Origin of the sequence: Achromobacter sp. Marseille-Q4954 (assembly GCF_943737025.1) — a bacterium.
Lineage (GTDB): Bacteria > Pseudomonadota > Gammaproteobacteria > Burkholderiales > Burkholderiaceae_B > Achromobacter > Achromobacter bronchisepticus_A.
Genome location: NZ_CALSFQ010000001.1, coordinates 1,756,322 through 1,774,903, shown reverse-complemented (window position 1 = coordinate 1,774,903; position 18,582 = coordinate 1,756,322). Strand labels below are relative to the sequence as shown.

The 18,582-nt window shown below is 64.9% G+C and carries 17 protein-coding genes and 1 tRNA gene; 9 read left to right on the top strand and 9 right to left on the bottom strand.

What is annotated here, in order from left to right:
- Positions 1-662 precede the first annotated feature (662 nt).
- From NGK62_RS08305 to NGK62_RS08290, 4 genes are all read left to right on the top strand, one after another.
- On the top strand, positions 663-2,579 hold the full coding sequence (locus NGK62_RS08305) for a PrkA family serine protein kinase (RefSeq protein WP_410469191.1): 1,917 nt from the start codon (positions 663-665) through the stop codon (positions 2,577-2,579).
- A 12-nt stretch (positions 2,580-2,591) separates the two neighbouring features.
- Entirely contained in the window at positions 2,592-3,851 is a 1,260-nt protein-coding gene (locus tag NGK62_RS08300) for a YeaH/YhbH family protein (RefSeq protein ID WP_059372901.1), read from the top strand.
- The gene (locus tag NGK62_RS08295; protein ID WP_118932560.1) at positions 3,848-5,404 is read left to right on the top strand and encodes a SpoVR family protein; all 1,557 of its coding nucleotides are present in this window, start codon (positions 3,848-3,850) and stop codon (positions 5,402-5,404) included. The genes NGK62_RS08300 and NGK62_RS08295 overlap by 4 nt, the downstream gene beginning before the upstream one ends.
- A gap of 133 nt (positions 5,405-5,537) precedes the next feature.
- Positions 5,538-5,628, top strand: a tRNA-Ser gene (locus NGK62_RS08290).
- 132 nt (positions 5,629-5,760) lie between these two features.
- Here NGK62_RS08290 and NGK62_RS08285 read toward each other — a convergent pair.
- The 3 genes from NGK62_RS08285 to NGK62_RS08275 form a co-directional block, all read right to left on the bottom strand.
- Complete coding sequence (locus NGK62_RS08285; RefSeq protein ID WP_251877989.1) at positions 5,761-7,638, bottom strand: PhoX family protein; 1,878 nt, start codon at positions 7,636-7,638, stop codon at positions 5,761-5,763.
- Between the two features lie 181 nt (positions 7,639-7,819).
- Positions 7,820-9,100 carry a hypothetical protein gene (locus NGK62_RS08280; protein ID WP_251877987.1) on the bottom strand — a complete coding sequence of 427 codons (1,281 nt, stop codon included), beginning with the start codon at positions 9,098-9,100 and terminating at the stop codon, positions 7,820-7,822.
- 63 nt (positions 9,101-9,163) lie between these two features.
- A complete protein-coding gene (locus tag NGK62_RS08275; RefSeq protein ID WP_059372906.1) occupies positions 9,164-10,153 on the bottom strand; it encodes a Bug family tripartite tricarboxylate transporter substrate binding protein in 990 nt (329 codons plus the stop codon).
- A gap of 141 nt (positions 10,154-10,294) precedes the next feature.
- Between NGK62_RS08275 and NGK62_RS08270 the strand changes: the two genes are divergently transcribed.
- Positions 10,295-11,200, top strand: a complete 906-nt coding sequence (locus NGK62_RS08270; protein WP_118932563.1) for a LysR substrate-binding domain-containing protein — start codon at positions 10,295-10,297, stop codon at positions 11,198-11,200.
- A 51-nt stretch (positions 11,201-11,251) separates the two neighbouring features.
- On the opposite strand, the gene NGK62_RS08265 is transcribed toward NGK62_RS08270, so the two are convergent.
- A complete protein-coding gene (locus NGK62_RS08265) occupies positions 11,252-11,479 on the bottom strand; it encodes a hypothetical protein (protein ID WP_059372911.1) in 228 nt (75 codons plus the stop codon).
- A 199-nt stretch (positions 11,480-11,678) separates the two neighbouring features.
- On the opposite strand from NGK62_RS08265, the gene NGK62_RS08260 reads away from it, so the two are divergent.
- Positions 11,679-12,608 (top strand): NUDIX hydrolase, encoded by a 930-nt coding sequence (locus tag NGK62_RS08260; RefSeq protein WP_118932595.1) that lies wholly within the window; start codon positions 11,679-11,681, stop codon positions 12,606-12,608.
- Between the two features lie 44 nt (positions 12,609-12,652).
- Here NGK62_RS08260 and NGK62_RS08255 read toward each other — a convergent pair whose 3' ends face one another.
- A complete protein-coding gene (locus tag NGK62_RS08255) occupies positions 12,653-12,928 on the bottom strand; it encodes a type II toxin-antitoxin system RelE/ParE family toxin (protein WP_118932564.1) in 276 nt (91 codons plus the stop codon).
- A complete protein-coding gene (locus NGK62_RS08250) occupies positions 12,928-13,194 on the bottom strand; it encodes a CopG family ribbon-helix-helix protein (RefSeq protein WP_118932565.1) in 267 nt (88 codons plus the stop codon). The genes NGK62_RS08255 and NGK62_RS08250 overlap by 1 nt, the downstream gene beginning before the upstream one ends.
- Positions 13,195-13,441: 247 nt before the next feature.
- On the opposite strand from NGK62_RS08250, the gene nadC reads away from it, so the two are divergent.
- On the top strand, positions 13,442-14,326 hold the full coding sequence (nadC, locus tag NGK62_RS08245) for a carboxylating nicotinate-nucleotide diphosphorylase (RefSeq protein WP_251877984.1): 885 nt from the start codon (positions 13,442-13,444) through the stop codon (positions 14,324-14,326).
- A gap of 78 nt (positions 14,327-14,404) precedes the next feature.
- On the top strand, positions 14,405-15,391 hold the full coding sequence (locus NGK62_RS08240) for a tripartite tricarboxylate transporter substrate binding protein (RefSeq protein ID WP_118932566.1): 987 nt from the start codon (positions 14,405-14,407) through the stop codon (positions 15,389-15,391).
- A gap of 22 nt (positions 15,392-15,413) precedes the next feature.
- Here NGK62_RS08240 and NGK62_RS08235 read toward each other — a convergent pair whose 3' ends face one another.
- Positions 15,414-16,094, bottom strand: a complete 681-nt coding sequence (locus NGK62_RS08235) for a tellurite resistance TerB family protein (RefSeq protein ID WP_059372919.1) — start codon at positions 16,092-16,094, stop codon at positions 15,414-15,416.
- A 189-nt stretch (positions 16,095-16,283) separates the two neighbouring features.
- On the opposite strand from NGK62_RS08235, the gene NGK62_RS08230 reads away from it, so the two are divergent.
- On the top strand, positions 16,284-16,682 hold the full coding sequence (locus NGK62_RS08230; protein ID WP_059372921.1) for an OsmC family protein: 399 nt from the start codon (positions 16,284-16,286) through the stop codon (positions 16,680-16,682).
- 48 nt (positions 16,683-16,730) lie between these two features.
- Here NGK62_RS08230 and fabI read toward each other — a convergent pair whose 3' ends face one another.
- Positions 16,731-17,516, bottom strand: coding sequence for an enoyl-ACP reductase FabI (fabI, locus tag NGK62_RS08225; RefSeq protein ID WP_013391441.1), 786 nt, complete (start codon positions 17,514-17,516; stop codon positions 16,731-16,733).
- A 104-nt stretch (positions 17,517-17,620) separates the two neighbouring features.
- Positions 17,621-18,517: a LysR family transcriptional regulator gene (locus tag NGK62_RS08220; protein ID WP_165867831.1), complete on the bottom strand. Its 897-nt coding sequence runs from the start codon at positions 18,515-18,517 to the stop codon at positions 17,621-17,623.
- Positions 18,518-18,582: the final 65 nt, after the last annotated feature.

Sequence of the window (18,582 nt, the reverse complement as noted above, 5' to 3'; positions counted from 1 at the left end):
ATCAAGTTTGCGCACGTCAGCGCAGTTGCGGCGCGTGTCTATTGCATGAATCTGAAAGCGCGTGACATGACTATTTTTGGCGTTGCGCTAAATGAATTGCCACAAAAACGTCAATTGGCTTTAGCATAGGCACATGACTTGGCGCCACGCACTGATGGACTACACCGTGCAATGCCACGCGCCCTCGTCACCACGGATCCTCGTGCGGTGTCATCGGTGCTTTTCACAACCGAACCTGCACGCTGCTGAACGAAGACGCCATGCGCCGTTCAGACCGTCCGCTGCCATCGCACAGCGGGCGCATCGGGTTTATACCCGCATCATAAAAATCCCTGGGACATCGCTCTTCCCTTCAAATCATTGCTGAGCATTTCATGTGCGGACGCATCATGCACGCACGCATACAGCGATATGCTGAAGTCGAACGAGTGAACTTATTCACTTAAGTTGCATTCCCTGACGGAACTTGCATCCGAAGAGTGCAGCCTAATTGGAAAGGGCCTGATCATGCCTTTGGTTGATGTGTGGCGAAAGCAACATACCATCCGGCCGACAGTGCTTATCGCGAGATTGTCTAGTAATGCGCGAGCGCTGAGGCACAATGGGGGCAGGTAGGGACGTATTGGATTTTTCGCGTGTTGTAGGAGGTTTCCGTGCAAAACATCGTCGAAGGCTTCAAGTCGCAGTATGCAAGAGAGCAGGAATCGGAACTCTCTCTCGAGGAGTACCTCAACCTCGCCAAAAGCGATCCCATGGCGTACGCCAGCCCCGCAGAACGCATGCTGGCGGCCATAGGCGAACCCGAAATCGTGGATACGCGCAACGACCCACGTCTTTCCCGTTTGTTTTCCAACCGGACCATCCGACGCTACCCGGCGTTCCAGGAGTTCTACGGCATGGAGGACGTGATCGGACAGATCGTCGCGTTCTTCAAGCATGCCGCGCAGGGACTGGAAGAGCGCAAGCAAATCCTTTATCTGCTGGGCCCGGTGGGCGGCGGCAAGTCGTCCATCGCGGAGCGACTCAAGTCGCTGATGGAGGCCTATCCCATCTACGCCTTGAAGGGCTCGCCGGTCAACGAATCGCCGCTCGGACTGTTCCATCCGGAACGTTTCGGCGACACGCTTGAAAAGGAATACGGCATTCCCCGGCGCTACCTGAGCGGCATCATGTCGCCCTGGGCCGTGAAGCGCCTGAAGGAGTTCGACGGCGACATTTCGAAGTTCCGCGTCGTGCGCCTGAACCCGTCGGTGCTGCGCCAGATCGCCATCGCCAAGACCGAACCCGGCGACGAGAACAACCAGGACATTTCGTCGCTGGTGGGCAAGGTCGACATCCGCATGCTCGATCGCCACTCGCAGGACGACCCGGACGCCTACAGCTACTCCGGCGGGCTGTGCCTGGCCAATCAGGGGCTGCTGGAATTCGTCGAGATGTTCAAGGCCCCGATCAAGATGCTGCACCCCTTGCTGACGGCGACCCAGGAAGGCAACTTCAAGGGCACCGAGGGCTTTTCCGCGATCCCGTTCAACGGCGCCATCCTGGCCCACTCGAACGAATCGGAATGGCAGACCTTCCGCAACAACAAGCACAACGAGGCGTTCCTCGACCGTATCTACATCGTCAAGGTGCCTTACTGCCTGCAGGTCTCGGAAGAGGTCCGCATCTACGAAAAGCTGCTGCACCACAGTTCGCTGTCGACGGCGCCGTGCGCGCCGGGAACGCTGGACATGATGGCGCAGTTCTCGGTCCTGACGCGCCTGAAGGAACCCGAGAATTCCAGCATCTATTCGAAGCTGCGCGTCTACGACGGCGAAAGCCTGAAGGACGTCGATCCCAAGGCCAAGGCCTTGCAGGAATACAAGGACTATGCCGGCACGGACGAAGGCATGACCGGGGTGTCGACGCGTTTTGCGTACAAGATCCTGTCCAGCGTCTTCAACTACGATCAGACCGAAGTCGCCGCCAACCCGGTGCACCTGATGTACGTGCTCGAGCAGCGGATCGGCCGCGAGGACTATCCCGAGGAAATCCGCCGGCGCTATCTTGAATTCATCAAGGGCTACCTGGCGCCGCGCTACGCGGAATTCATCGGCAAGGAAATCCAGACCGCCTACCTCGAGTCGTACTCGGAATACGGCCAGAACATCTTCGACCGCTACGTGACCTTTGCCGACTGCTGGATCCAGGACGAGGAATTTCGCGACCCGGAAACCGGCGAAAGCTTCGACCGCAGCGCGCTCAACGACGAACTGGAAAAGATCGAGAAGCCGGCTGGCATTGCCAACCCGAAGGATTTCCGCAACGAGATCGTCAACTTCGTGCTGCGGGCGCGGGCCAACAACAACGGCCGCAACCCGACCTGGACCAGCTATGAAAAGCTGCGCGAAGTGATCGAGAAGAAGATGTTCTCGAACACCGAAGACCTGTTGCCGGTGATCTCGTTCAACGCCAAGGCGTCGGCCGAGGACAAATCCAAGCATCAGAGCTTCGTCGATCGCATGGTCGAAAAGGGCTACACGGAAAAGCAGGTCAGGCTGCTGTGCGAGTGGTATCTCCGTGTGAGGAAGTCTTCCTGAGCGAGGTGAATCATGAATTCACTCATCGATCGCCGTCTTAACGGGCGCAATAAAAGCGCCGTCAACCGGGAGCGTTTTCTCCGGCGTTACAAGAACCAGATCCGCAAGGCGGTACACGGGATGATCCGTGACCGCTCCATCCAGGACATGGACCAGGGCGGGGAGATCAACCTGCCCGCCCGCGACATCTCCGAGCCGTCCTTCCACCACGGCCAGGGCGGCGACCGTGAGATCGTGCACCCTGGCAACCGCGAGTTTGCCAAGGGCGACACCTTCGACCGGCCGCAGGGCGGGCAGGGGGAAGGCGGCTCCGAGCCGGGCGAAGGCGAATCGGTCGACCAGTTCACCTTCAGCCTGTCGCGGGCCGAATTCCTGAACCTGTTCTTCGAGGACCTGGAGCTGCCGCACATGGCGCGCACGCAGCTGGGCGAGGTCAGCCAGAAGAAATGGCAACGCGCCGGCTACACGACCACGGGTTCGCCCAGCATGCTGAGCATCAGCCGCACGCTCAAGTCCTCGCTGGCGCGGCGCGTGTCGCTGGGTGTAAAGGCGCGCGCCGATCTCGAGGATGCCGAGGAGCGCCTGGCCAAGGCGCTCGAAGCAGGCGCTCCAGCCGACGAGATCAAGGCGCTGGAGCAGGATGTCGAAGGCTGCCGCGAACGCCTGGCCCGCGTACCGTTCCTGGATGACCTGGACCTGCGCTACCGCAACCGGGTGTCGGTGGCCATCCCCATGGCGCGCGCCGTCATGTTCTGCCTGATGGACGTGTCGGGCTCCATGGACGAAAACAAGAAGGATCTGGCCAAGCGCTTCTTTTCGCTGCTTTACCTGTTCCTGTCGCGCAAGTACGAACACGTGGACCTGGTCTTCATCCGCCACACCGACAACGCCGAGGAAGTCGACGAACATACCTTCTTCTACGATCCCAAGAGCGGCGGCACCATCGTGCTGTCGGCGCTGGAACTGATGCGCGAGATCCTGGAGAAGCGCTATCCGCCGACCGCCTGGAACGTGTATGCGGCGCAGGCCAGCGACGGCGACTCGTTCGGCGCCGACGCGGGCAAGAGCGCGCGCTTCCTGGCCGAGCACCTGCTGCCGGCCACGCGCTACTTTGCCTACATCGAAGTACCCGACTCGCAGGAGGCGCGCAAGAGCAGCCTGTGGGCGGAATATGAACAGAAACTGGAGCCGCATTTCGTCATGCGGCGCATCTGCGAACGCGGCGAGATCTTCCCCGTGTTCCATGACCTGTTCAAAAAGGAAACCGCATGAATGCCATCGTGGGAGCGCTCGTGGAACCGGAGGCCGCCGGCAGCGCCCGGCCCATCTCCCAGGGTTCCGAATGGACCTTCGAACTGATCCAGTCCTATGACGACGCGATCTCCAAGGTCGCCGCCGAATACGGACTGGACACCTACCCGAACCAGATCGAGGTAATCACCTCGGAACAGATGCTGGACGCCTACGCGTCGGCCGGTCTGCCCATCGGCTATCCGCACTGGTCGTACGGCAAGGAATTCATCCGCAACGAGCAGTTCTACCGCCGCGGCATGCAGGGGCTGGCGTACGAGATCGTCATCAACTCCAACCCTTGCATCTCCTATCTCATGGAAGAGAACTCCATGACGATGCAGGCGCTGGTGATCGCCCACGCCTGTTACGGCCACAACTCGTTCTTCAAGGGCAATTACCTGTTCCGCCAATGGACCGACGCCGACGGCGTGCTGGACTATCTGGTCTTCGCGCGCAAGTACGTCATGTCCTGCGAGGACCGCTACGGCATCGATGCGGTCGAAGCCTTGCTCGACTCCTGCCACGCGCTCTCGCACCACGGCGTGGACCGCTACAAGCGCCCGACGCCCATTTCCTACAAGGAAGAGGCCGCGCGCCAGGCCGAACGCCAGGAGCACGCCCGGCTGCAGTACAACGACCTCTGGCGCACCCTGCCGCGCCTGGAGGCCGACAAGGACACGCACGTCGAGGCCTCGGTGTTCCCGCCGGAGCCCGAAGAGAACCTGCTGTATTTCATCGAGAAGTACTCGCCCAAGCTCGCGCCGTGGCAGAAGGAGCTGGTGCGCATCGTCCGCAAGATCGCGCAGTACTTCTATCCGCAGACCCAGACCAAGGTCATGAACGAAGGCTGGGCCACGTTCTGGCACTACACCATCCTGAACCGGCTGCACGAAAAGGGCCTGGTCAACGACGGCTTCATGATGGAGTTCCTGCAAAGCCACACCAACGTGGTCAGCCAGCGCGGCTTCGACGAGCGTGGCTACGGCGGCATCAACCCGTACGCGCTGGGCTTCGCGATGATGTCCGACATCCGCCGCATCTGCGAGGCGCCCACGCCCGAGGACCGGCGCTGGTTCCCCGACATCGCCGGCGGCGACTGGCTGAAGACGCTGGACTTCGCCATGCGCAACTTCAAGGACGAGTCCTTCATCTCGCAGTACCTGTCGCCGCGCCTGATCCGCGAGTTCCGTTTCTTCGCGATCTCCGACCACCAGGCCAACCCCAAGCTCGAAGTCGCCGCCATCCACGACGACGAAGGCTACCGCGACATCCGCCGCCTGCTGGCCGCGCAACACAACCGCGACAACATGGTGCCGGACATCCAGGTGGTGAGGTTCAACCGCGACTCGGATCGATCGCTGGTGCTGCGTCATCTGAAGAGCCGCGGCCGTCCGCTGGCGGGCGAGGACGCCGAACAGGTGATGAAGCACCTGGCCCGGTTGTGGGGCTTCAGGGTGCGGCTGGAGGAAACCGAGCCGGACGGCACCGTCAGCTCCTATCGGGAACAGGACCCGCCCGCGTCGGCCTCCTGACGGCTGAGCGGGGGGCAGGGGACGCTTACAGCGTCCCCTTTTCTTTGCGCGCTTGTCGGCATTGTGCGAAATCTGCTAGAATCGCGGATTCGCATTTTCTGCAGCGGCTTGCCCGCAGCGAAAATCGCAGATAGGACAGGTGGCCGAGTGGTTGAAGGCGCACGCCTGGAAAGCGTGTATACGTCAAAAGCGTATCGGGGGTTCGAATCCCCCTCTGTCCGCCAGGATTCGCACAGCAATGCCGTGCACCGAAAAACCCGCAAGCGCCCAAGCCTTGCGGGTTTTTTGTATTTGCGCGGCATAAAAAAAACGCCGCCCGGCGTCAACGTGCCGGGCGGCGTTTTTAACCGGAACGCTTACGCGCCCACCGGCTTCCCATCAGTACGCCGCACCACCACCGTCGCGGAACGCGCATCGCCGCCGCCGGCGCGCAGGGTGTTCCACGCCTGGTTCGGGTGCTGGATGTTGATGAAGAACGTGGTCAGGTCCGGCGTGTAGGCGATGCCGGTAATCTCGCAGCCCAGCGGGCCGACCAGGAAGCGCTTGGATTCGCCGGTCTTCTGGTCGATGTAGTACATCGAGTTATTGCCGAAGAAGTCCGTGGTCGAGGCGCTGGTGCCGGCGTCGGTCTGGACCCACAGGCGGCCCTTGGGGTCGACGCGGATGCCGTCGGGACTGGAGAAGGTGTCGCCGTTGACGTTGCCGGTCAGGTTGGCGGCAACGCCGTCGGCCTTGTCGCGGCCGGCCAGCAGCAGCAGGTCCCACTCGAAGGTGGTGGCCAGGGGCGAGTCGCCGCGCTCGTGCCAGCGGATGATGTGGCCGTGCGAGTTGCTGACGCGCGGGTTGGCGGCGCTGGTGCGCTTGCGACTGCCGTTGTTGGTCAGCGTGCAGTACACGGTCTTGTCCACGCCCACCGTGATCCACTCGGGGCGGTCCATCAGCGTGGCGCCGGCGACGCGGGCGGCGGCCCCGGTGTTGACCAGCACGTCGGCCTGCGTATTGAAGTTGACGAGCTTGCCGGTGATCACGGTGCCGCTGGCGACTTGCGTGAAGTTGCCCGGATCGGTGGCGCCGGCGGTCAGGTTGTTCTTGCCTACCGTCAGTTCGACCCAGTTGCCGCTGCCGTCGTCGTTGAAGCGCGCGGCGTACAGCGTGCCTTCGTCCAGCAGGCCCATGTTGGCGGCGCGGTTGGCCGGGTCATAGGGTTTGCTGGGCACGAACTTGTAGATGCAGCCGGGCGTGGTGTCGTCGCCCATGTAGAAGGCGACGCGGTTGTTCTCGTCCAGCATGAAGGCCGTGTTCTCATGGCTGAAGCGGCCCATCGCGGTGCGCTTGACGGCGGTCGAGTCCGGGTTCTGCGGATCGATCTCCACCACCCAGCCATAGCCCTGGTCGGCCGGCTTGCCGGCGTCGCCGGTCTTGTAGTGGTAGTTGTTGAGCGTCTCTTCGCAGGTCAGGTACGTGCCCCAGGGCGTGTCGCCGCTGGCGCAGTTGTTCAGCGTGCCGACGACGGTGTCGCCGACCAGCGACTTGGCCGGGCCGCTGACGTTGTAGACGGTGTTGCCGGTGTAGCGCTTGTTGTAGCGCGAATCGGTCTTGACGGCCCAAGCGCCGTTGGCGCCGCGGGCGATTTCGATGACGGATACGCCGACGTTGGACAGGCGGGTCTTCACGCCCTCGACGCTCTGGTCCAGGGTCTCGTCGTCCAGTGATTCGTGGTTCAACACCAGCAGGCCGCCCTGGTTGGGGTCGACGCCGGGCAGGGCATAGAAGTGCATGCCGTCGTGTTGGCCGCCGGATTGGGTTTCCGTGGCGGGATAGGACTGCGGCACGCCGGCGTAGCCGACCGAGCCGATCATGCACTTGTCGCCGGCGGAATACAGCACTTCGGCCACGTAGCCCGCGGGTACGGTGACGGTGTCGGCGACGATCTTGTCGGCCAGCGGGGTGAACGTGACGGAGTAGTCGGGGCCGGGGGTCGGCTTGGAGCCGCCTTCGCCCGGTTCGTTGCCGGAGGGGGCGTCATTGTCATCGTCATCGTCGCTGCCGCCACAGGCGGTCAGCAGGGTCGATGCGCCGAACACGGACAACATTGACAGGCCGAAGCTGTTCTTCAGCAAAGTGCGGCGCTGGGGATTCGCGGCGACGATCTCGTCGAACATCTGCCCGGGGACGGTGACTTCACCTTGGGCTTCGCGATAGGGGGCGCGCAATTTATCAGTCAAGTGGGACATTCCAACCTCATAGAGTCGCGAACGAGTCGCTCAGTTATCTGTAAGCAAAACGAAAGCGAGGTTAAAGGTCGGTCGTTACAAGGGGGTGACGATAGTGTGAAGTCCTTGCGGTGGGATGAGTAGTCCGCCGCCTGGCCGAGTTGCGGTTCGACGCAAGGCCGAGGCGGCGGTCGAGGACGGCTTAACCGCGCGTGCCGACGATGGGTGTGACGTCCAACACATACATCTGCCGCTCGCCTTCATGCACGGAGTCGATGCAGACCTGGGTGCCATCGCGGCTCCAGCGCGGATGCAGGTCGCAGCGGTTTTCCTTGGACAGATCGGGATCGGCGTAGAAGCTGCCCAGCGAGTGGCGCAGGCCGGTCTGCATGTCGTAGAGGAACAGGATGCGCTCGTGCGTGGTCGAGTCCGGATAGGTGTCGCTGAGCAGCCAGCGCGTGTTCACGGGCGAATAGGTCATGTGGCCGTTCTCGGTCAGCACGCCATCGCCCACGACCTGAACCGCGCCGCCGGGCGCGTCGCGGTAGAGGTGGTAGTGGATGCTGCCGTCATGCGGGCCCCACACGATGATGGTCTGGTCGTCGCGCCACAGCGGATGCGAGATCTGGTATTCGGATTTCTCGTAGTCGAAGGTGCCAACCGCGCTGGGATCGAAGTCGTTGGCCAGTTGCGGCAGCGGATGGTCGGAGCATTCCAGCAGGCGCATGTCGCTGCCGTCGGCATTCATGGTGATCAGCCGGTGCAGGAAGCAGGTCTCGTCCTTGACGCGTTCGGTCCAGCGGTGCAGGAACAGGATGCGCGAGGACGACGGATTGATCTCGATGTGGCTGACCCAGTGGATGGCGCGTTCCATCGAGTCGCGCGGATGGAAGTTGCGCAGGTCGGCGTAGCTGACCAGCAGGCGATGCGCACCGCTTTGCAGGTCCATGCTATGGATGCCGTCGTCGGCCGGGGCATTGGATACCGGGCCGGGCGCGTGTTCGCTGTAGCCGATGGTCTCGTGCGTGATGTAGAGGCGGCGGTAATCCACGCAGAGCGCATAGCGGCTGTTGGGCGCGGCCACGTAGATGGGCAGCGGCAGGTGGCGCGTCTGGCCGGTGGCGACGTTGTGGACCGCGGAGCGCAAGCCCGGATAGAAGCCGCTGTCGTCGTCGCGGCGGCAGTTGTAGATCATCTGCGGCTCGGACTCGCCGTCCAGCCATTGCAGCTGGCAGCCCATCTGCCAGTTCCAGGCCGTGGTGCTGCCGACGGCGTGGTAGCGGTCGCCGTCCTGCAGGTCGAAGTAACCCACCTCGGCGCTCAGCTCGGGCGTGAGCCGCGCGTCCTTGAACGGCGTGCGGTTGGCCAGCAGATAGCGGCCGTCGCGATGCCAGACGGTCTTGTTGTAGTAGCCGAAGAAATGATGGTGCGGCGTGGCGCCCAGGCGGCGGCAGGCGATGGGCGTGGCGAGCATGCGGTTCATGGATGGCGGAGCAAGGATGAAATCGGAAAGAAAAAAGGGCGGCGCAGGCGCCGCCCCGGGCGTTCAGCCCGCGGTGATGTGTTCGGTCTCGATGACCTTGTTCCAGCGGGCGCGTTCGCGTTCGACGAAGGCGCGCGCGTCGGCGGGGCTGTTGCCCACCGGGGTCATGCCCAGGCGCTCCAGGCCTTCACGGAATGCCGGGTCGGCGTAGATGCGGCGCAGGTCGGCGCTGATCTTTTCGATCAGCGCATCGGGCACGTCCTTGCTGGCGGCCAGCGTGGTCCAGGACGTCACCGTCAGGCCGGGCAGGCCGGCTTCGGCGGCGGTGGGCACGTCGGGCAGGGCCGGCGAGCGCGTGGCGCCGGTGATGGCCAGCGCCTTCAGCTTCTTGGCCTGGATGTAGCCGATGGTGGTGGGCACGTTCTCGAACAGCAGCTGGATCTGGCCGCCCAGCAGGTCGTTGGTGGCGGCGGAACTGCCGCGGTACGGGATGTGCACGATGGGCGCCTGTGCGGCCATCTTGTAGAGCTCGCCCACCATGTGCACGGACGAACCCACGCCGGCCGAGCCGAAGTGCAGCGTTTCCGGCTTGGCCTTTGCCAGCGCGGTGAGTTCGGCCAGGGTGTTGGCTTCCAGCGCGGGGTTGGCCACCACCACGTGCGGCATTTCGGCCACGATGGTGATCAGCTTCAGATCGCGGGCCGGCTGGTAGTTGAGGTTCTTGTAGACCCCGTAGGTGGCATGCAGGCCGATGGAGCCGAGCAGCAGGGTGTAGCCGTCCGGCCCCGAGTCGGCGACGAACTTGCCGCCGATGTGGCCGCCGGCGCCGGGGCGGTTTTCCACCACCACCGATTGGCCGTAGAGCTTGCCCAGGTGTTCGGCCAGCAGGCGCCCCTGGATGTCGGAGCTGCCGCCCGCGGTGAAGGGCACGATGATGCGCACCGGGCGGTCGGGATAGTTGGCTTGCGCATGCGCGGCCAGCGGCAGGGCGGCTGCCGTCAGGCCCAGGCACAGCGTTTGCAGGAGTTGGCGCCAGGAGCGGCGGAGGTTCATGTGGTTTCCCCTGGAAGGTTGGGTAGCGCGGGGGGCGCATCTGGCGGCGCCCTTGGGAAAACCAGTGTAGGAGTCGGCGGGTATTTGAAAAAATTCTTTTTTCAACATAGGCTATGCAAGTCTGCTATACATTGCCCCGCCATGAGCCGACCCCTGAATTTCCGCCAGATCGAAGCCTTCCACGCGGTCATGCTGGCCGGCACCACTACCGGCGCGGCGCAGATGCTGCGCACCACCCAGCCCTCGGTCAGCCGGCTGCTGGCGCAGGTGCAGCAGGCCAGCGGCCTGAAGCTGTTCGACATGGAGCGCGGACGCTTGCGGCCCACGCGCGAGGCCAAGGACTTGTTCGATACCGTGCAGCGCCATTTCGTGGGGCTGGAGCGCATCGAGGACCGCGTCGCCGCGATGCGGCGCAGCGGCAGCGGCGTGTTGCGGCTGGCCTGCACCCCCGCGCTGGGGCTGGGCGTGCTGCCCGGCGCGATCGAGACCTTTGCGCAGCGCTATCCAGAGGTCCACATCAACATGCAGACCGTGGGCAGCCAGTATCTGCGGGAAGGGCTGCTGCACGGCACCTACGATCTGGTGGTGACGACCGCGCCCATGGACGGCGCGCAGCTGGAAATGCAGGTCTTGCATGAAAGCGAGGCGGTTTGCGTCATGAGGCCGGACCATCCGCTGGCCGCGCAGCCGTCCGTCGACATCATGGACCTGGACGGGCGCCGCCTGCTGGTGCTCAATGCGGATGACGACGTCTATCTGCAACTGCGCGGCGCGATGCAGGAACACCGGGCGCAGCCCGCCTCGGAAATCGAGACCACCTATTCATCCACCATCTGCGCGCTGGCTGCCGCCGGCAGCGGATTGGGCGTGGTCAATCCCTACATTGCCGAGGTGTTCGCAGACCGTTTGGCGATACGGCCGTTCACGCCGCGCCTGCCGGTGCGCGTCAGCATGGCTTACCCCGCACAGACCGCGCCGTCGTCGGTGACCGAAGCTTTCGTGGAGATCCTGGCGCGCGGCTTCCAGGCGCAGCCCGACGCGGCCTGAGCGCTGCGGAGGCCGCGCCCGGCTCGCGTATCATCTTGCTATCGCGCCGGCTCAGCTCTTGCGGTTTTCGTAAGAAGTATCCAGCACGTCATCTTCCGGGGTGATGATGCCGGGTTCGCCGGGTTCCGCAACGGCGCGTCCGCGCCGCGGCATGCCGGCGACCTCCTTGCTGTGGTCCGCCATCGGCAGGATTTCGGTGCCTTTGCGCGGGTCGACGGCGACGGGGTGTTCCGTTTCGGCGGCCTTGGCCGCCTGCGGATCGGGGGCGGTTTTCAACATGATGTCTGCTCCGCTTGCGGGCGTCCCGGGATGGCGACGCGCCTGGTTGCCACTTCCATCTTAGGGCCGCGCGGCCTGCCCGGAGCAGGAATGCCTGTCACGTTTGCAAGGGGCTGTTGCAGGAGCTCGAACCTTATAATTTCCGACGCCTCGCGGCTTGCCGCAAGCCGCCCGGTTTCTCACTTTCCATACGCCTACCTTGACTGAATCCGTCGAACGCTCCGTCCATGCTGAACTCGTTGCCGTGCTGGTCGCCGTCACCAACGGCGAGCCGCGGGTGCTGACGACCGACGATGCGCGCGCCTTGCCGGCTGGCCCCTTCGAACTGTCGCACCGTTCGCTGCAGGCCGGCCTGCGCGCCTGGGTGGAGGAGCAGACCCATCACCCCTTGGGTTACGTGGAGCAGCTCTACACCTTCGCCGACGGCGACCGCTCCGATGAATCGGGTGCGCGCGTGATGTCGGTCAGCTACCTGGGCCTGACGCGCGAGGCTGGCGAGACCGGCGTGGCGCAAGTGGGCTGGCAGGATTGGTACCGCTACTTCCCCTGGGAGGACCGGCGCGCAGGCACGCCCGCGCTGGTGGAAGACATGATCGTGCCGCGCCTGGCCGCCTGGTGCGAAGACAGTAGCGATGCGGCCGTGCGCATACGCCGCCGCCAACGCGCCGCCATCACCTTCGGGCTGGACGGCTCGCCCTGGAACGAGGACATGGTGCTGCAGCGCTACGAGCTGCTGTTCGAAGCGGGGCTGGTGCCCGAAGCGGCGCGGCGCGGAGGCAAGGGCGCCGTGGTGCCCGGCGAACCCATGCGCCACGACCACCGCCGCATCCTGGCCACCGGCATCGCCCGGCTGCGCGCCAAGATCAAGTACCGGCCCGTGGTGTTCGAATTGATGCCCGCGCAGTTCACCTTGCTGCAATTGCAGCTGGCCGTGGAAGCGCTGGCCGGGCGCGGCCTGCACAAGCAGAATTTCCGCCGCCTCATCGAGCAGCAGGCGCTGGTCGAAGAGACCGGCGAAATGGCCACGGGCACGGCCGGCAGGCCGGCCAAGCTGTTCCGTTTTCGCCGTGACGTGCTGCTGGAGCGCGCTATTGCGGGGAGCAAGTTGCCGTTGTCTCGGGCAATGTGACGTTGAGATGCGTCACGCTTGAGAGTCCAAGTCACCCAAGAGTTTTAGCGGCTCTCGCGGGTGTGCCACAGCCGTAGCACGTGGACAACCGCATCCTGGATTTCGTAGCGAATCTCGTACTCTCCAACCAGGATTCTTCTCACCTCTCGTGGTTCGAATTGGAACAGTTGTTCGCCAATACGCGGGTTGGTCTGCAGGATGGTTGGCGCTTTGGCCAACGCCTGCACAGCCCTGGTGGCAGCGGATTTGTTTACTGGGGCCAGGAATTCATACAAGCGCACTAAGTCGGACAGCGCTTTGCTGGTCCATTTGAGCGTCATCAACGTGGCACCGGCAGCGGCTCGTCAGTGCCCAGGCTTTCCGCCCACGCCTGCACAGCCAGATGGTCGACGACGCGGCCCGCGTCTACGTCGGCCAATGCTTCCTGGGTTAGCCGATCGCGTTCCTCTTCCTGGGCGATCCAGGCCGAAAGCGCCTGTTTCATGATCCAGCCGCGCGAGCGTTCAAGCCGTGTGGCCATCTGATCGACCTTGTCGGCAAGCGGAAGCGGCACGTGTGTGGTTAGAACTTTGGTTGCTGCTGTCATGTTGCACCTTTAATAAGAACTTGATCTTGCCTGCTCCTGGCGACGCCGTGATTAGCGCGAGGCAGATGTCGGACTCGATGACACGCTAATGATCTCGAAATAATCACAGTGATTAAAATTTAATCGATCACGCAAGCCATTTCAAACTGGACGGAAAATGGCTGACGCTTGACAAGCCTTATGCTCGTCTCTAGCATAAGTGGTGCGCAATCCCCGCGCGCCTTTTTTTAACTGGTAAATACTCAAAATGAGCATTAAAGCCGAAGCGCCTCAGACCACCGCCCGACTGCCCGTTCCCCCTCTGCCGGAAGTCATGCTGGAGCCGCTGGTGCGCGCGGCCTTGCTCGAGGATCTGGGACGCGCCGGGGACCTGACCACCGATGCCATCGTGCCCGCCGACGCCACGGCGCAGACCCGTTTGGTCGCGCGCCAGGAAGGCGTGCTGGCCGGGCTGGACCTGGCGCGCCTGGCGTTTCGCGCCATGGACCCCGCCATCAAGTTCGAGGTCGCGCTGCGCGATGGCAGCGAACTGCAGCCGGGAACGGAAATCGCCCGCATCAGCGGCAACGCGCGCGCCATGTTGACGGCCGAGCGCGTGGCGCTGAACTTCCTGTGCCACCTGAGCGGCGTGGCCAGCGCCACCGCGTCCATCGCCCGCGCCATTGAAGGCTACGGCGCCCGCGTCACCTGCACCCGCAAGACCATGCCGGGCCTGCGCGCCGTGCAGAAGTACGCGGTGCGCGTGGGCGGCGGCAGCAATCACCGCCACGGCCTGGACGACGCGGTGCTGATCAAGGACAACCACATCGCGCTGGCGGGCGGGGTCGCGACGGCGGTCGAGCGCGCGCGCGCCGGCATCGGCCACATGGTCAAGATCGAACTGGAAGTGGACACGCTGGAACAGCTGGAAACGGCGCTGTCTCTGGGCGTGGATGTGGTGCTGCTGGACAACATGAGCCTGGACGATCTGCGCCGCGCAGTGGCCATGGCGCGCGGCCGCGCCATTACTGAAGCCTCGGGCCGCATCACGCCCGAAACCGCCGCCGCGGTGGCGGCCACCGGAGTGGACCAGATCGCGGTGGGTTGGATCACCCATAGCGCCAAGGTGCTCGACATCGGTCTGGACGCCTGAGCCTTTCCGCCGGCCGCCGGCCGGCATTGCCCATGTCCCCGCGCGCTTGCCGCGCAGGGACGCTTGCAAGCCCGCATCATGAATCGCCTGCTTAGCTCTGTTCTTGCGTTCCTGGTTTTGCCCCTGGCCGCCTGCGGCAATTCGCCTTCGGGCGAAGCGCCCAAGGACGCCGCGTATCCCTCGCACCCCATCACCATCGTGGTGACGTTTCCGCCGGGCGGCGGCACCGACTTGCTGGCGCGCCGCATTGGCGCGAGCCTGCAGGAGCAGTTTGGCATGGCGGTCGTGGTGGAAAACCGTCCTGGCGCCAGCGGCAACATCGGCGCGCGCGCCGTGGCGGAAGCCCCTGCCGACGGCCATACGCTGCTGATGGTCAACAGTTCCTTCGCGATCAATCCCGGGGTTTACAGCAATCTAGGCTTCGCGCCCAAGCGGGACTTTGCGGCGGTCATCAACGTGGCCTTCGTGCCGTCCGTGTATGTGGTGCCGGCGGTTTCGCCCTGGCGCAGCCTGGACGATGCGCTGGCCGCCGCCACGCCGGACCGGCCGCTGGCGTTCGCGTCCTGCGGCAACGGCACGCCGCAGCACCTGGCCGGCGAGATGCTGGCGCGCGCCACCGGCGCGCCTCTGCAGCACGTGCCTTACAAGGGTTGCGGACCGGCGCTTACCGACGTGACCGCGGGCCAGGTCGGGGTCGGCGTGGTCACCGCGTCCAGCGCCGCGCCTTTGATTGCGGCCGGCAAGTTGCGGGCGCTGGCCGTGACCTCACCGGCGCGTTCGCCGTTGTTGCCGTCGGTGCCGACGGTGGCCGAGCAGGGCGTGCCCGGCTACGCGCTGGACCAGTGGCACGGCCTGCTGGCGCCGGCGGCCACGCCGCCCGCGGTGGTGGCCAAGCTGAATGCGGCGGTGGCGAAGATCGTCCAGCGCCCCGATGTGCAGGCGGCGTTGCGTGAACAGGGCTTCACGCCGGCCAGCAGCACGCCGCGGGAATTCCAAGCCATGATCGATGCGGATATCGACCGCTATACCGCCTTGACGCAGGCGATCGGCCTACGCGCCGACTGAGCGGGGCGCAGGCCGGCCAGCCTCAGGCCGCGGCGGCCCGGGCGTGCTGCTCGAGCTGTTCCTTCAGGCCCGGCTGCAGCTTGAGCTGGCGCGCCAATTCGTCCAGATAGGCGCGTTCCATATAGCTTTCCTCGTCCACTACCAGCAGGCTGGCCAGGTACATCTCGGCCGCCATTTCCGGCGTCTGCGCGGCTTGCGCGATCACGGACGGATCCAGCGGGCGCGACAGTTCGGCTTCAAGCCAGCGACGGTCTTGCGCGTCCGAAGACAGCTTGGACAACTCGGTTTCGAGCAGCGCGCGTTCTTCCGGGCCGATGTGGCCGTCGGCCTTGGCCGCGCCGATCATGGCCGTCAGCACCGCCGTGCTGTGCTGCTCGGCCTGGGGCGCGGGCAGGCGGTCCAGCGTCTGCGGAGGAGCGGCAGGCGCGCCGGCCTGGCTGCGTTGCCAGTCGCCATAGGCGCGGTAGGCCAGGGCGCCCAGCGCCGCCATGCCGCCGTACATGGCGACCTTGCCGCCGATCTTGCGGGCCTTCTTGCTCCCCAGCAGCAGTCCCAGGGCGCCCGCGCCCAGCGCGCCGCCGCCCAGGCCTGTCAGGAAGGACGAGCCCTTGCCACCCGTGGCGTTCTGCACCCGGCTGGTGGTGTCCGACAGCAGCCCTTGCCCGGACTGCAGCAGTTGATCGAGGAGTTGTCTGGCGCTCATGCGGCCCCCTTTAAAGTTTGCTCAGGTATTGCGGATAGAGATATCCGACCGGAGTGGGCGGCAGAAGTTCAGCTTACAGTCAGTTGCTTCTGCCTGGGTCGTCCTGGCGCGCCCGCCAGGTGATACAACGTGGTCTGAGGGCGGCCGCGGCGGCCGCCCGTCAGGACCCGTTACCAGGAGACAGGACCCATGAGCATCCGCGTGCGCCAGAATGCGCCCAACACGCTGCAATTCACCGCCACGGCCGAAGGCCACGATCTGCCGCTGGACATGCCCCAGCCTGCCGGCGCCGGCCCCGATCCTCACGACTACTTCGATACCGCATTGGGCGGCTGCAAGGCCATGACTTTGATGGTCTACGCGCAGCGCAAGGGCCTGCCGTTGGAGTCGGTGGGAGTGGAGGTGGTGCGCGACGCGAGCGAGGAGCGCAAGGGGATCTACCGCTTGACGGCCAAGCTGACGCTGAACGGCGAGTTGTCCGACGCGCAGGTAGACGAATTGCTGGCGGTGGCCGAGAAGTGCCCGGTGCACAAGCTGATGACGGCGGTGGACGTGCAGGTGTCGACCGTGGTGGTGCAGCCGGCCTGACCAGGCCGGCTGCGGCGGCAGGGGCCGGCGGCCCCGCCGCGCGCGGACTCAGTCTTCCATGCCCGGGACGATGGTCGAGAAACCGGCGTCCACGTGGGTGATCTCGCCCGTCACGCCGGCGGCCAGATCCGACAGCATGAAGGCGGCGACGTTGCCCACGTCTTCGATGGTGACGTTGCGGCGCAGGGGAGCCTGGGCTTCCACGAACTTCAGGATGGCCGAGAAGTCCTTGATGCCGCTGGCGGCCAGCGTCTTGATGGGGCCGGCGGAAATGCCGTTGGCGCGGATGCCGCGCGGGCCCAGCGCCGTCGCCAGGTAGCGCACGCTGGCTTCCAGCGAGGCCTTGGCCAGGCCCATGGTGTTGTAGTTCGGAACCACGCGTTCGGCGCCCAGGTAGGTCAGCGTCAGCACCGAGCCGTTGCGGCCTTCCATCAGCGGCAGGGCGGCCTTGGCCATGGCGGCGAAGCTGTAGGCCGAGATGTCGTGCGCGATGCGGAAGCCTTCGCGCGACAGGCCGTCGAGGAAGTTGCCGGCGATGGCTTCGCGCGGGGCGAAGCCGATGGAGTGCACCAGGCCGTCCAGGCCGTCCCAGTGCTGGCCGAGTTCGGCGAAGGCGCCTTCGATCTGGCTGTCTTCGGCCACATCGCAGGGCAGCACGATCTTGCTGCCGAATTCGGCGGCAAATTCGCCTACGCGGTCCTTGAAGCGGTCGCCCACGTAGGTGAACGCCAGTTCGGCGCCTTGTTGGTGACAGGCGCGCGCGATGCCGTAGGCGATGGATCGGTTGGAAAGCACCCCGGTGACCAGGATGCGCTTGCCGGCGAGAAAGCCCATATTTCTATCCTTTGATTTTTTCCCTCTGGAATCCGCCTATTTTAAGGAGTTTGCGCGGTTTCGCGATATGAAAATCCCTGGGGCGCGTCCGACTGGCATGCGCCTCAGGACGGTTTTCCGGGCGGCGGGAACAGGCGTACGAAACTGGCGAGCAAGGGATCGCGCTGGTCGGCGCGCCAGACCAGCTCCAGGTCGAACGTCAGGTCTATGCCGCCGACTTCCTTGAAGACGACGCCGGCCGGGCCGTGTTGCCGGAACGAGGCGGGAATGACGGCGCAGCCCAGTCCGGCCGACACCAGGCCGAGGATGGTGGGAAGATCGGTCGCCACGGCGGCCGGGCGTGTCACCGGAATGCCGGCGGCCTTCAGGATGCGGACCAGCGCGTCATAGTGCGAGGGCGATCCGGCTCGCGGGAACAGGATGAATCTCTGGCCCGCCAGGTCCTTGAGCGTGCGGATCTTGCCGACGCTGCGCGCCACCGCCGCGGGCATGGCCAGCAGCATGCGGTCTTCATAGATTTTCATTCCTTCCACTTCGCCGTCGAGCGGAGAGCGCCAGGCGACGACGCCCGCGTCCAGCTCGTGGCGCTTGATCGCGTCGAGCTGCCAGGCCGACAGGCCGGATTCCAGCTGCACGTCGGTGTCGGGCGAGGCGCGCGACAGGGCGGCGATCGCCTGTCCCAGGCCGGGCAGCCAGCTGTAGCCGGGCATGATGCCGATCTTCAGCGAGCCCGCCTTGCCGTGGGCCGCCAGCGCCACCTGCGCCCGCAGGGTTTCAGAACCCGCCAGCATCAGTTTCGCCTGGGCGAGCAGCGCCTCGCCGGCGCGCGTGAGCGCCACGCCGCGCGGCAAGCGCACCAGCAGTTGCGCGCCGAACTCCTCTTCCAGCGCCATCATCTGGCGCGACAGCGCGGGCTGGGCGATATGCAACGCTTTCGCCGCGCCCGCCACGCTGCCGGCTGCGCACACCGCCGCGAAATAGCGCAACTGTCTCAACTCCATGCCATGCCTCCTGGGCATATGTAGCAAACATCAAAAGTATTTGTTGCTGACCGGTCAAATACCTA